The sequence below is a fragment of the Variovorax sp. EL159 genome (genome assembly GCF_900100965.1).
GTDB lineage: Bacteria > Pseudomonadota > Gammaproteobacteria > Burkholderiales > Burkholderiaceae_C > Variovorax.
Genome location: NZ_FMUJ01000007.1, coordinates 39,656 through 52,439 on the forward strand (window position 1 = coordinate 39,656; position 12,784 = coordinate 52,439).

Annotated in this window: 11 protein-coding genes; 6 read left to right on the forward strand and 5 right to left on the reverse strand. The window is 68.5% G+C overall.

The window, feature by feature from the left end:
• The first annotated feature begins 60 nt into the window (after nucleotides 1–60).
• A complete protein-coding gene (locus BLQ28_RS25985; RefSeq protein ID WP_143012577.1) occupies nucleotides 61–1,647 on the forward strand; it encodes a hypothetical protein in 1,587 nt (528 codons plus the stop codon).
• A gap of 16 nt (nucleotides 1,648–1,663) precedes the next feature.
• Here BLQ28_RS25985 and BLQ28_RS25990 read toward each other — a convergent pair whose 3' ends face one another.
• Complete coding sequence (locus BLQ28_RS25990) at nucleotides 1,664–2,812, reverse strand: helix-turn-helix transcriptional regulator (RefSeq protein WP_176801232.1); 1,149 nt, start codon at nucleotides 2,810–2,812, stop codon at nucleotides 1,664–1,666.
• 17 nt (nucleotides 2,813–2,829) lie between these two features.
• Complete coding sequence (locus BLQ28_RS25995) at nucleotides 2,830–4,452, reverse strand: hypothetical protein (protein ID WP_143012578.1); 1,623 nt, start codon at nucleotides 4,450–4,452, stop codon at nucleotides 2,830–2,832.
• A 134-nt stretch (nucleotides 4,453–4,586) separates the two neighbouring features.
• Here BLQ28_RS25995 and thiL point away from each other — a divergent pair, with 134 nt between their 5' ends.
• On the forward strand, nucleotides 4,587–5,543 hold the full coding sequence (gene thiL / locus BLQ28_RS26000) for a thiamine-phosphate kinase (RefSeq protein WP_093246222.1): 957 nt from the start codon (nucleotides 4,587–4,589) through the stop codon (nucleotides 5,541–5,543).
• Here the strand turns inward: thiL and BLQ28_RS26005 are convergent, their stop codons facing one another.
• Nucleotides 5,544–6,254 (reverse strand): DUF3053 domain-containing protein, encoded by a 711-nt coding sequence (locus BLQ28_RS26005; RefSeq protein ID WP_093246223.1) that lies wholly within the window; start codon nucleotides 6,252–6,254, stop codon nucleotides 5,544–5,546.
• 38 nt (nucleotides 6,255–6,292) lie between these two features.
• Nucleotides 6,293–7,189, reverse strand: coding sequence for a LysR family transcriptional regulator (locus BLQ28_RS26010; RefSeq protein ID WP_093246224.1), 897 nt, complete (start codon nucleotides 7,187–7,189; stop codon nucleotides 6,293–6,295).
• A gap of 99 nt (nucleotides 7,190–7,288) precedes the next feature.
• On the opposite strand from BLQ28_RS26010, the gene BLQ28_RS26015 reads away from it, so the two are divergent.
• Together BLQ28_RS26015 and BLQ28_RS26020 are read left to right on the forward strand one after the other, a co-directional pair.
• Nucleotides 7,289–8,296: a Bug family tripartite tricarboxylate transporter substrate binding protein gene (locus tag BLQ28_RS26015; RefSeq protein WP_093246225.1), complete on the forward strand. Its 1,008-nt coding sequence runs from the start codon at nucleotides 7,289–7,291 to the stop codon at nucleotides 8,294–8,296.
• 35 nt (nucleotides 8,297–8,331) lie between these two features.
• Nucleotides 8,332–10,038, forward strand: coding sequence for an FAD-dependent oxidoreductase (locus BLQ28_RS26020; protein ID WP_093246226.1), 1,707 nt, complete (start codon nucleotides 8,332–8,334; stop codon nucleotides 10,036–10,038).
• Between the two features lie 16 nt (nucleotides 10,039–10,054).
• Here the strand turns inward: BLQ28_RS26020 and BLQ28_RS26025 are convergent, their stop codons facing one another.
• Nucleotides 10,055–11,515, reverse strand: a complete 1,461-nt coding sequence (locus BLQ28_RS26025) for an MFS transporter (protein ID WP_093246227.1) — start codon at nucleotides 11,513–11,515, stop codon at nucleotides 10,055–10,057.
• Between the two features lie 184 nt (nucleotides 11,516–11,699).
• Between BLQ28_RS26025 and BLQ28_RS26030 the strand changes: the two genes are divergently transcribed.
• Entirely contained in the window at nucleotides 11,700–12,239 is a 540-nt protein-coding gene (locus tag BLQ28_RS26030; RefSeq protein WP_093246485.1) for a phosphatidylglycerophosphatase A family protein, read from the forward strand.
• Nucleotides 12,239–12,766, forward strand: a complete 528-nt coding sequence (locus tag BLQ28_RS26035) for a CinA family protein (RefSeq protein ID WP_176801239.1) — start codon at nucleotides 12,239–12,241, stop codon at nucleotides 12,764–12,766. Before BLQ28_RS26030 ends, BLQ28_RS26035 begins: the two co-directional genes overlap by 1 nt.
• Nucleotides 12,767–12,784: the final 18 nt, after the last annotated feature.

The following is a 12,784-nucleotide window of genomic DNA, read 5'->3' on the forward strand; positions in this document are numbered from 1 at the left end:
CCGCGGCGCACCCGGGCTCCTAGACTTTTTCTCGTTCTGAACCAACGAGGAGAAGTTGCAATGGCAAAGAGAATTCGACAGACCGCCACCGTGCTGGCCGTGGGCGCGCTGCTGGGGTTGAGCGCCTGCGGAGGCGGCGGAGGTGGGAGTGGCGGCGCCCTGCCGATGGTGCCGCCCGCTGCGGTGGGAGACCCGCCTCCCGCACCCGTCCCCGCCGGGAAAATCGCGGGCACCTTCGCGACCGGCAAGGCCGTCAGCGGCACCATCGACATCCTGGCGGCCAACGGCGCGACGCTCTCGGTCGACGCCGATGCGACGGGCCATTTCGAATTCAGCGTCGAGGGGCTCGACGCGCCCTATGTCCTGCGCGGCAAGCTGCCAGGCGGCGCTTTGCTCTATGCGGTGCGCGTCGCATTGCCGCCCGGCGGCACGACCGTCACCGCCAACATCAGCCCGCTGACGCACCTGGCTGTGTCGGGCCTGTCGCCGGACGGCGATGCGGCAAAGCTCTGGGCACTGTCGAACGACGATCGCGCGGCGCGCATCCAGGCGGGCTACGCCGGCATCCACCAGCGGCTCAAGGACGCCCTGGCCCCACTGGCAGCTGCCTTGAAGCTGCCCGACGGCGCGGACTTCGCCGACACGGGCTTCCAGGCAGACGGCACGGGCATCGACGCCCTGCTCGACAACCTGCGCACGGAGGCGATCGCGTTCACGGGCGGCACCCTGTATTCGCTCGCCTCGGCCAGCTCGCCGAACCTGCGGTCGTCGTGGCTGTCGACGGCCGGGACGATTCCGGCGCTGCAGCTCGGCACCTCGCATCCGCCGGTCGCGCTCGGCCCGGTGCAGGCGAGCATCGACGCGTCCTACAACGGCTATCGCGAAGGCGCCGCCAAGTTCGATCCGGCCAAGATCGACCAGGCCGAACTCAGCCGCGTGCTGGACCTGCTGCAGACCGAGGCGCAACGCCCCGAGCCCTCGATCGACACGCTGCAGGACCTCATGCGCCAGATGCTCGTCGCGTTGAGTTTCCCGGACGCACTGGCCAAGGAGATCGTGCGACAGCTGGATGCACGGGACCCATCTGCGGCGCTGAGCCTGATCGCCAGCTTCTTCGGGCCCGAGGGACAGGCCGCACTGAACGACGTCAAGAACATGCAGGCCCGATGGATCTCCACCGACCTGCCCGGCGGCCTTGCGACCTACCAGGTCACCATCGGCAGCAAGACCTACTTTCAGTCGTGGCTGTTGAGCACCGGGAACACCGTCGGCGGCCAATCGCCAACGCGCGACCATCCGGAATGCATGGTGTCGCGCTACACCGGCTCCACCGGGCAGGCGATCTCGAACACGCAGCTGATCGAGAACTCGGAGTTCTTCAACACCTGCAGCTTTCCCGTGAACTACGTGAGCTGCATCTGGCAGGCCGGCACCACCGGACCGCAGCACAGCGGATGCAGCAGGGAGCAGACGAGCGGTTCGGCGGAGCCCGGGGCGTCCGCGCACAAGTACGAGGTGCTGTACGGGCCGCTGGGCGAGAGCCGGGTCTTCATGGCCTGCGCTGCGCCGGCACGGCCGGTGTTCCTGGGCGAGGGGCCGTCCAACGCGCCCGCCCTGCCCTACCGCGTGCAATGGCAGTGCCAGTGAGGCGACGCGGCCTCGCTCAGCCCAGCCGCATCGACTGAACCAGTCGCACCAGCTCCACCTGGCGATGGCATCCGCTCTTGCGCAGCAGGTTCTTCAGGTGGTAGCGGGCCGTGTGCTCGGCACACTGCTGCACGAGGGCGAAGTCCTTCACGGTCTTTCCGGCCGCCAGCAGCAGGGCCAGGCGGGACTCGGCCGGCGTGAGGCCCAGCAGTTGGGCCAACGCGCGCGGGTCGGTGGTGGTGACGGCGTCGGTGTCGCGGCTGGTGAACACCACCAGCGCCAGATGCTGCTGGCGGAACGAGGCCAACGGATGGCTGGCCTTCAGTGGCAGCACACTGACATCGAGCGGCGTGCCGCTTGCCCTGGGCACCCGCATCGCGCCTCCCGTCGCCGGGCCCGACTGGCCGCAGGCCTTGTGCAAAAGCGCCAGAAAGCCGCTCTGGTATTGGCCCGTGCGAAACAGCAGGCGGCCGTGCACCACTTCGCAGGGACCGCCCGCCGAGGTGTGGCTCTCGGCCTGGCGATTGAAGTACTGCAGCTGCCCCGTCGCTTCGAGCACGGCAATGCCCTGCGGCAGACCGTCGAGGGCCGACAAGCCGATGGCCGCGTGGCTGGCCAGCTTGTGCATGCGCGCGCGCAGTTCGCTGGCACGCGCCAGGTGCGGAGCGACGCGCCGCGAGAAGGCCAGGCTGCCCGCCTCGAAATGCGCGTCGCCATGGGCACGAACGATGCCAAGGACTTCGCGGGTTTCCTCGTCGGCGCGCAGCGACATCGCCAGCGTGTAGCGCAGGCCGGCCTTGCGCAGCCAGTCGGCATAGATCTGGCTGCGCGACATCGCGCGCTCGCCCAGGTATTCGTGATCGGCGACCACCACGCCGACAGGTGCCGTCATGGTCATGTCCATGCGCCGGTCGTGGCGGCAGTGGTGAAGCTCGTACTCGCGCAGCTTTTCAGTGGGCGTCTCGAGGTTGCCAAGGCCCTCCCCGACCACCATGCCGGTGTCGCGGCGCACCGTGAAGTTGTGGAAGCAGGCCGCGCCCAGAGCGGCGCGCAGGGTGTCCAGCGCGTCGTACCAGTCGCCGGAACAGGTGACTCCGTCGTAGAGCAATGAAACGATGGCATCGTGGCGCGCGGGCGCCTGGGTGAGCGATATCGACGATGGCATGCCGATGACTCCGCTTCCTAGTTCTTCTGCCCGGTGACCACGCCGGCCGATGGGGCTGGGGGCCATATCTGCAGATAGTCGGGCTCGTAGATCAGGTCGACCAGCATGCGGGTCCACGCGGTCGAGACATAGCCGTTGTGGACGGAAACGCCGCCGAGGCTCGGCACCCGGAAGTTGAGCATGCTCTCGCTGGTCTCGATGTTCCACATGCGCCCCTGTGCGGGCACACGGCGTTCGGACGGCGGAAAGCCGTCTCTGCTGCCTTTCGACTGGAGATAGTCGAAGTTCACGTCGGCAACGTTGCAGACAGCCTTGCTCCTGAGTTCCTCCCGCTGCTGCATCGACAGCATCGGACGCCGCACCAGCACGCCGCAGTAGTCAACGGGCACGTCGCTCACCGGGGGCAACCAGGCGTATCGCTGCACGAACTGGTTGTATTCGAACCCCTTGCCCGCGTCCTGTTCCCATGCATTTGCGTCCACGTGGTCTTCGACCTTCCTGCAATCGCTCCCGCTGCAGCGCATGACGTCCAGCACGTGCGTGATGTAGGCGGGGAAATGGCCGATGGTCGTGCCCGAGGCCTTCTCCTCTTCCCTGACAACCTCCCTGTCTTTCTCCATCTCCTTTTCCTTCTCGCTCCACTCTGGTTTGAGCCAGCCCAGCGAGAACGCCTTCGGGTAGATCCAGCCAGTGGCCCAGTCTTCTTTCGAGGTCATGTTGATCCAGCTCGGGCGCAGCGCTTCGGCCCGCGCAAAGCCTTTTGCATAAAGCGGCGAGAAATAGTCCGCGCCGATCGCCGCATTGACCGTGTTCACCAGCACCCGCTCGCCAAGAGGCTGCGAACGGCCCTCGATAAAGTCCGGCACGAAGGCCCTGCTCAACAGGCGGCCGCCGAACGAATGCCCCATCACGACCATGCGGCTTTCAGGATGGGTCTCGCGCATCGCTTTGGCCACCGCGTCCAGGGTGCCACGAACACCGTCCGGCGACCGGTTGGCGGCAATGGCATTGGCCACCCCGGCGCGCGACCCTACGGAGCGAAACCATCTGTAGCCACCGTCGTAGACCTCGCCCTGCCAGCCCACATAGATGCCCAGGACATCCGGCACGCGCCCATCGGGAAACTTGCGCACCAGCGAATCCTTCGTGCGCGCGAGCAGGTCATCGAACTTGACGGCGTTCTCGCTCTCGTCCGAAGCGACGGTGCTCGCGTTCTGATGCCAGCCGTGCACATAGACGAGCACGAACAAGGGCTTGTGCGTGTTCTTGAGGTAGCGCTCGACGGCATTCCACTGATTGACATCGTGGGGCCAGCCTTCGGCATTGAACTCCAGGTAGGCCTTGGGCACGCGCCGTTCGATGTATCTGGCGGGGTCCGTGTCCGCCGGAAGCGCCTGGCGGTAGGTCCACCATCCGTCGCGCCGAACGAAGACGGGCGTCGACTTCACGGCACCGGCGTATTCCTCGTCCGTGCATTGGCGGGGCGTCTTGCAGCTCACACGCTGCCAGGCATGGTCGGGAACATAGGTCCCGCACCCTGTCAGCACACATGCAGCGCACGCTGCAAGGAAGGCGCGACGCCGGGCATGAGCGCCCAAGCCTGCGGTTGCGGCGGGCGTGGTTCTGTTGGACAGGTGCATGGCGCTCTCCCCCGAGGCGTGTGCATTTGTGAATCCGGCGGATTCTGGAGCTTCGCGGCGCGGAGCGCCATCCTGTGTTTCGAGGATGCGCAGGCACGCGCGCCACCCTGGCCGCGAGCGCTTATGCTCGTGCGATGGGTGAATTCGACCTGATCACACGCTACTTCAAGCGCCCCGCCACGCGCTCCCCGCTCGGCGTGGGCGACGACTGCGCCTTGCTCGCGCCGGCCGCAGGCATGCAGCTCGCGGTTTCTTCCGACATGCTGGTCGAGGGCCGGCACTTTCTCTCGACCGTCGATCCGGCGCGCCTCGGCCACAAGGCGCTGGCGGTGAACCTCAGCGACCTTGCGGCCTGCGGCGCGAAGCCGCTGGCCTTTACCCTCGCGCTGGCGTTGCCGGGCGTGGACGAAGGCTGGCTCGAAGGCTTCTCGCGCGGCCTCTTCGCGCTGGCCGATGCGCATGGCTGCGAACTGGTGGGCGGCGACACCACGCGCGGGCCGCTCAACATCTGCATCACGGTGTTCGGCGAAGTGCCGGCCGGCGCGGCGCTGCTGCGTTCGGGCGCGCGGGCCGGCGACGACATCTGGGTCAGCGGCACGCTGGGCGATGCGCGGCTGGCGCTGGAGGTGTTTCGCGGCACGGTCGCGCTGTCGGCCGATGCCTTCGAGTCGGCACGCGCGCGCATGGAACAGCCGACGCCGCGCGTGGCGCTGGGGCAGGCGTTGCGCGGCACGGCCACGTCGGCGGTGGATGTGAGCGACGGGCTGATCGGCGACCTGGGCCACATCCTCGGATCGAGCGGTGTGGGCGCCACGCTCGATGCTGATGCAGCGACGGCGCTGATTTCGGTCGAGGCGCCCGGCCTCGGCAAGGAAATCCTGCGCACCTGCGCGCTGTCGGGTGGCGATGACTACGAGTTGGTCTTCACTGCACCGCCGTCGGCACGCGGTGCGGTCGAACAGGCCGGCCAGGACAGTTCAACGTGCGTCACGCGCATCGGCCGCATCGATGCCGAAGCCGGCCTGCGCATCGTCGATGCGAGTGGTGCGCCGGTGGCGCAGCGCTTCGGCTCGTTCGATCACTTCGTCTGATCAGCCTCCACGCACCATCGCCTGCATCTTTTGTTGAGCCGCATTGATGGCGGCCGACTGGCTGTTCAGCTGCTGCAGCATCTTGTTGAGTTCGGCCTGCACGGCCGGATCGGACACGGTGACCGAGCTGCCGGAGACCTGGATCTTCGATTTGTTCTGCTGCAGAAAGTCGCCGATGGACAGCGCGCTGGCGAACACGGTGTCGAGCGCGGGGAACACTTCCTTGAACGTGGTGGCGGGCGCCGTCACCGTCTTTTCGTAGGCCTTGTCGTAGACCTGCTTCAGGTCGTCAGGCTGCTTGAGCTGCGCGTGCGCGGCATCGGCCTTGGCCACCTGCTGATCGAGGGCAGTGCGCAGGCCGCCCAGGCCTTCCTTGGCGGCCTTGAGGTCGTCGTGGCGCGAGGCCAGGTCGGTGATCGAGCGCGGTGCGCCCTTGGCCATGACCTCGTTCATCGGCTTGCTGACCGACTGGTTCATGCCTTCGTTGAAGTCGGTGATCACCGCGTAGTGCTGCGCGTAGTCGCCGAACGAGGCCTTTTCTTCGGCGGTCGGGGTCGGCACGCGCAGGCCCGGCTTGTCGAGCACGCGGGTCTGCAGGAAGGCGATGAAGGCGACGCGCTGGTCGGCCTCCTTGTTGCCACAGGCCACCAGCACGACGCTGAAGGCCAGCAGGAGCGACAGGGCTCCGAGACGTTGGACGAAGGTTCTCATGGGCCAGGCCCTCCCGTGGTTGCTGCGGATGCAAAAAATTATAGGGAGCGCTTCAGCGCTTCGATGAAGGCGCGCGCCGCGGCCGAGAGCGAATGGCCGCGCTTGATGACGACCGAGATGTCGCGCGCCACGCGCGGCGCGCTGAGCACCTTGACGACCAGCGACGGATCGGCCTCGGCCCGCGCAAAGGCCGAGGGCATGATCGACGCGCCCATGCCGGCCGCGGTCATCCAGATCGCGGTGGAGAGAAAAGAGACTTCGTTCACCACGTCGAGCGTCACGCCGGCCTCGGCCGCGGTGCCGTCGATGAGCGGGCGCACGCCGTAGCCGGGCCGCACGGTGATGACGGGGTGGCGGCCCAGGTCGCTCCAGCGCACGACGCGCGCCTTGGCCAGCGGATGGTCGCTGCGGCACACCAGCGCGAGGTGATCGCGCATCAGCCGCTGCACCTCGACCTCGGCGCCGGGGCGCTCGGGCGTGCCGATGCCGAAGTCCACATGCTCGCCGATGATGCGCGAGATGAACTGGTCGGGCGCGCAGTCGTTCACCAGCACGCGCACCTTGGGATGCTGCTCGCTGAAGGCGCGCATGGCATCGGGCAGCAGGAAGGCCGCGAGCGTGGGCGTGATGGCCAGCGTGACGCGGCCGCGCTCCAGCGTGGCCAGTTCTCGGAAATCGTTCGACAGCGAATCGACGTCGCGCAGGATGCGCTCGACCGTCACCATCATCTGTTCGGCTGCAGCCGTGGGTTTGAGCGAACGGGTGGTGCGGTCGAACAGGCGCGTGTCGAGCCCCTCTTCGAGCTGGCGGATCAGCATGCTCACCGCCGACTGCGTGACGAACAGCCTTTGCGCCGCCGTGCTGAGCTTGCGCAGCTGGTAAACGGCCAGGAAAGCGCGCAGCTGGCGGATCGTAGGACTGAAGTTCGCATTCATCAGGAAAGATGATATTTGATTCGGAATTTCTTGATTTACGAATGAATCCGGCCATCGTTCAATGCGCATTCGGACCATACCCATATTCAAGGAGTCTCGATGACGGTTCCCCTCGCCCGCGGGACAAGCGCACGGCGTCGGCAGCTGATGCTGGCGACGGCTTGCACCGTCTTCGGCGGCGCGGCGTTCGCGCAGGCTCCAGCCGGCGACTTTCCGAACAAACCCATCCGCATGGTCGTGACGTTTCCGCCGGGCGGCAGCGCCGACGCGGTGGTGCGCATGCTGGTGCCGCGGCTCAACGAGAAGCTGGGCCAGCCGGTGGTGGTGGACAACCGGCCCGGTGCCGGCGGCAACGTCGGGCTTTCGCTGGTGGCCAAGACGCCGGCCGACGGCTACACACTGGGCCTGGGCGCGGCGGGCGCGCTGACCGCCAACGTGAGCCTGTATCCGCAGATGCCCTTCGATCCGGTGAAGGACTTCAAGCCGGTGGGCATGGTCGCGGCCACGCCCTTCGTGATCGTCGGCCATCCCTCGATCGCGGCGCGCACGCAGCGCGAGCTGATCGCGCTCGCGAAGTCGAAGCCGGGCGGCCTGTCGATCGGCCATGGCGGCAACGGCACGGCAATGCACCTGTCGGCGGCGCTGTTCGCGCAGATGGCCGATGTGAAGCTGGTCGAAGTGCCCTATCGCGGCTCGGGCCCGGCGGCGCTCGACGCCATGGCGGGGCAGATCCCGCTTGCGCTGGTCGACCTGCCGGCCTCGCTGCAGCAGATCCGGGCCGGCAAGCTGATCGCCTTTTCGGTCACCAGCGCGCAGCGCGTGCCGATGCTGCCCGACGTGCCCACGGTGGCCGAGGCCGGGCTGCCGGGCTATGACTCGACGGGCTGGTTCGGCGTGGTGGCGCCGGCCGGCACGCCCGCGCCCATCGTGATGCGGCTGAACGCGGAGATCAATGCCGCGCTCGGCGACGAACAGATCAAGGCCTCGATACGCAACCTCGGCGCGGAGCCGGCGCCGGGTTCGAGCGAAGCCTTCGAGGCCTACATCCGCTCCGAAACGAAGAAGTGGGCGAAGGTCATCCAGGCCGCCAACATCCGGCTCGACTGACACGAACCGACAGGATCTCTTATCTCTTGCAAGACATGACAGACAACACCGCACTGACCGCCGACGTGATGATCGTCGGCGCAGGCCCCGTGGGACTCACGCTGGCGATGGACCTTGCCTCGCGCGGCGTCACGGTGATCATTTGCGAAACGCGCCATTTCGCCGAGCCGCCGAACGTGAAGTGCAACCACGTGGCCTCGCGCACCATGGAGCAGTTCCGCCGCCTGGGCGTGGCGCAGAAGCTGCGCGATGCGGGGCTGCCCGCGGACCATCCGAACGACGTGGTGTTCCGCACCAGCGTGACGGGCACCGAGCTCACGCGCATTCCCATCCCCTGCCGGCGCGACCGCTACACCGAGACCGAGGGCCCCGACGCGTGGTGGCCCACGCCGGAGCCGCCGCATCGCATCAACCAGATCTACCTGGAGCCGATTTTGCTGAAGCACACGGCCGCGCTGCCGGGCGTGCAGCTGCTCAACCGCACGCAGTTCGCGGGCTTCACGCAGGACGACGAAGGCGTGACCGCCATTGCCACCGACATGGACAGCGGCGTGACGCGCAGCATCCGATGCCGCTACATGGTGGGCTGCGACGGCGGCAGCTCCGCCGTGCGCAAGCAGATCGGCGCCAAGCTCGAGGGCACGGCCGTCATTCAGCGCGTGCAGTCGACCTTCATCCGCGCGCCGGAATTGCGCGCCATGATCCCGGGCAAGCCGGCGTGGTCTTACTACGCGATGAACCCGCGCCGCTGCGGCACGATGTTCGCCATCGACGGCCACGAGACCTGGCTGGTGCACAACCATCTGAACGCCGAAGAACCCGAGTTCGATTCGGTCGACCGCGACCAGTCGCTGCGCGACATCCTCGGCGTGGGGGCGGACTTCGAATACGAGGTCATCAGCAAGGAAGACTGGGTCGGCCGCCGCCTCGTGGCCAACCGCTTCCGCGAAGGCCGCGTGTTCCTGGCGGGCGACGCGGCGCACCTGTGGGTGCCCTATGCGGGCTACGGCATGAACGCGGGCATTGCCGATGCGCTCAATCTTTCGTGGCTGCTGGGCGCGGTGGTGCAGGGCTGGGGCGACGAGGCCATGCTCGATGCCTACGAGGCCGAGCGCCAGCCGATCACCGAGCAGGTATCGAACTTCGCGATGGACCATGCGCAGAAGATGATCCGCGCGCGCCGCGCGGTGCCGCCGAACATCGAAGAGCCCGGCCCCGCGGGCGACGCGCTGCGGGCCGAGATCGGGCACGAGGCCTACGAGCTCAACGTGCAGCAGTTCTGCTGCGGCGGCCTGAACTTCGGCTACTTCTACAGCGGCTCGCCGATCATCATTGCGGACGGCGAACACACGGCGCCGTCCTATTCGATGGGCGACTTCACGCCCTCCACCGTGCCCGGCTGCCGCGCGCCGCATTTCTGGCTGGCCGATGGCCGCTCGCTCTACGACGCCTTCGGCCCCGGCTACACGCTGCTGCGCTTCGACCGCAGCGTGGACGTGAAGCCGATCGAGCATGCGGCACGTGCCTACAGGATGCCGCTCACGGTGCTCGACATCGAGACCGAAGACGTGCCCAAGGCCTACGCGCACCGCCTGGTGCTGTGCCGCGCCGACCAGCACGTGGCCTGGCGTGGTGCGCACCTGCCGGCCGAGGTCTACGACCTGGTGGCGATGCTGCGCGGCGAAGCCAGGCGCGTGCTGGCACGCAAGCGGGCGCTGGCCTGGGAAGGCGTGGTCGCCTGAGCCTGGCGGGGCCCGTTCACCAGGCTCTCCGCGCCACGGTGCGATACGCCAGCCACGCCGCCAGCGCGGGGGCCAGCGCAAAGCTCGCGAACAGCCAGATGGCCGCCGAGCGGCCGCCTTCGATGCCGCCCGGCACGGTCAGGCCCGCCGCATTGGCGACCAGTCCTGCCACGGCCGCGCCCACGGCCATGCCGTAGAGCTGCACTGTGGTGATCGAGGCCGAGGCCCGGCCTTCCTCGCCCTTGGGGGCCAGCGACATCACCCGCGTCACCAGGTGCGGCCAGCCGATGCCCACGCCCAGGCCGACCGCCGCGAGCGCGATGGCCACCAGCACCGTCTCGAAGCCCGCGCCGAGCAGGCCCGGTGCCGGCAGCAACACAACCAGCGCAACCAGGCCCAGCGTGCAGACCACCGGCCCGGTGCGCAGGATGCGATCGGCTCCGGCACCGCTGCGGCCCGACGACAGCAGCGAGCCCGCGCTCCAGCCACCCGCCATCGCCGCCGTGAGGTAGCCCGCCATGAGCGGCGAATGGCCGTGCAGCAACTGCAGGAAGTACGGCACGAAGATTTCGGTGGTGGTGCCGATCAGCAGCAGCGCCACGCTGGCGTAGATGGCGCCGAGCGGCGTGCGCACGGCATAGGCGCCGGTGGGCAGCACGCGCACGCTGGCGCTGCGGTCGATGCGCGTGGCGGCGAAGCCGATGGCCAGCCCGAGCACCACGCCGGCCGCCTGCCAGGGCAGGTCGGACAGGAAGCCGCTTGCCGCGATCACCAGCACCGAGGCCGCGAGCAGGCCGATCTGCAGGGCCGGCACGCGCGGCAGGGTTGCGGGTCGTTCATGCTTCACGCCGGCCGAGGGCCGCAGTTGCACCAGCACCAGCAGTGCCTGCGCCGCCGCCACCGGCAGCAGGAACCAGAAGGCCCAGCGCCAGTGCCCGGCCTGCGCGAACAGCCCGCCCACGGCCGGCCCGCACAGCGTGGCGACGCCCCACATGCCCGACACCAGCGCCACCGCGCGCGGCCAGAGCCGCGGCGCGAACACCAGCTGGATCAGCCCGTAGCTCAGCGCGGCGAGCATGCCGCCGCCGAGCCCCTGCACCGTGCGGCCCGCAAGCATCCATGGCATGGCCGACGCCAGCGCGCAGCCCATCGAACCGGCGGTGAAGACCGCCAGCGCGGTCAGGCAGGCGCCGCGCGGCCCGAGCACCGCGAGCAGCCGCACCGACAGCGTGGCACCGAGGATCGAGCCGACCACGAACAGCGTGGTGCTCCAGGCGTACCAGTCGAGCCCGCCGATCTCGCGCACCACCGACGGCAGCACGGTGGTCACGATGTGCACGTTGATGGCATGCAGCGCGACGCCGCCGGTAAGGGCAAGCGCGCGCCAGCCGTTGCGACCGGTGAACAGCTCGCTCCATGCCGCGGTGGGAGACGGGGCTTGCAGGGCGGCGGAATCGGCGGAAGAAGAAGACGACATGGCAGACACGAAGAGCGGAAAGAAGGCCCGAATACTAGGTGCGCCCGCTTAATTAAACAAGCTATTGCTTTGATAAATAGAAACTTCGGCGCGCGGGCCAGGGCGCAGATGCGCGACACTTCTGCCCCTGATGCAAGCCGTTTCTTCCTTCGACACCCGCGACATCCCCGACGCCACCGGCCCCATGCCGACGCCCACGCTGCCCCGCCCCACCGTCCGCTTCCTGTTCTCGCACCCCGCGCATGCCATCGCGCTGGGTTTCGGTTCGGGGCTGCCGCGCCTGGCGCCCGGCACCGTGGGCACGCTGTGGGCCTGGGTCGCCTTCTCGGTGATGCAGCTGTGGTTTGCGCCGGCCACCATCGGCTGGATCATCCTGGCGTCGCTGCCCATCGGCTGGTGGGCCTGCACGGTGACGGCGCGCGACATGAACATTGCCGACCCCGGCGCCGTGGTGTGGGACGAGGTGGTCGCCTTCTGGATCGTGCTCTGGCTGGTCACGCCGGCCGGGCTGCTCGCGCAGGCCGTTGCGTTTGCGCTGTTCCGTTACTTCGATGCCGCCAAGCCCGGACCGGTGGCCTGGGCCGACGCGCTGTTCAAGCAGCGCGATGCGGCGCAGGTGCGCTGGTGGGGCGCGGGCTTCGGCATCATCCTCGACGACCTGGTGGCGGCTTTCTGTACGCTGCTGGTCATTGCGCTCTGGCGCGCATGGTGGCAAGACCGATGATGGATTCTTCTTCGACGCTGCCCGCGCAGCCGACGCTCGCCGACCAGGACACGCCCGCGCTGGTCGTGGCCGTGGCCGGGCTGCTGCAGAAAAAGGGCTGGATGCTGGCCACCGCCGAGAGCTGCACGGGCGGGCTGATCGCCGCCGCCTGCACCGAGCTTGCGGGCTCGAGCGCATGGTTCGAGCGCGGCTTCATCACGTATTCGAACGGCGCCAAGACCGAGCTGCTGGGCGTGGACGCCGCGGTCATCGAGGCGAACGGCGCCGTCAGCGAGCCGGTGGTGCGCGCCATGGTCACGGGCGCGATCGCGCACTCGCCGCCGTCGCGCGCGGCGCTGGCCGTCACCGGCGTGGCGGGCCCGACCGGCGGCACGCCCGACAAGCCGGTGGGCACCGTGTGGTTCGGCTGGTCGGTCGATGGCGAAGTGCGCACCGAGCGCCGCCGCTTCGACGGCGACCGCGCCACTGTGCGCGCGGCCACGGTGCACTACGCGCTGCAGACGATGGTCGAGCTGCTCGCGCGGTAACGGCGGGCATCGGCGCAG

Coding starts and splice junctions, on each gene's coding strand:
- BLQ28_RS25985 (WP_143012577.1), top strand. CDS start 61: ATGGCAAAGAGAATTCGACAGACCGCCACCGTGCTGGCCGTGGGCGCG.
- BLQ28_RS25990 (WP_176801232.1), bottom strand. CDS start 2,812: ATGCCATCGTCGATATCGCTCACCCAGGCGCCCGCGCGCCACGATGCC.
- BLQ28_RS25995 (WP_143012578.1), bottom strand. CDS start 4,452: ATGCACCTGTCCAACAGAACCACGCCCGCCGCAACCGCAGGCTTGGGC.
- thiL (WP_093246222.1), top strand. CDS start 4,587: ATGGGTGAATTCGACCTGATCACACGCTACTTCAAGCGCCCCGCCACG.
- BLQ28_RS26005 (WP_093246223.1), bottom strand. CDS start 6,254: ATGAGAACCTTCGTCCAACGTCTCGGAGCCCTGTCGCTCCTGCTGGCC.
- BLQ28_RS26010 (WP_093246224.1), bottom strand. CDS start 7,189: ATGAATGCGAACTTCAGTCCTACGATCCGCCAGCTGCGCGCTTTCCTG.
- BLQ28_RS26015 (WP_093246225.1), top strand. CDS start 7,289: ATGACGGTTCCCCTCGCCCGCGGGACAAGCGCACGGCGTCGGCAGCTG.
- BLQ28_RS26020 (WP_093246226.1), top strand. CDS start 8,332: ATGACAGACAACACCGCACTGACCGCCGACGTGATGATCGTCGGCGCA.
- BLQ28_RS26025 (WP_093246227.1), bottom strand. CDS start 11,515: ATGTCGTCTTCTTCTTCCGCCGATTCCGCCGCCCTGCAAGCCCCGTCT.
- BLQ28_RS26030 (WP_093246485.1), top strand. CDS start 11,700: ATGCCGACGCCCACGCTGCCCCGCCCCACCGTCCGCTTCCTGTTCTCG.
- BLQ28_RS26035 (WP_176801239.1), top strand. CDS start 12,239: ATGGATTCTTCTTCGACGCTGCCCGCGCAGCCGACGCTCGCCGACCAG.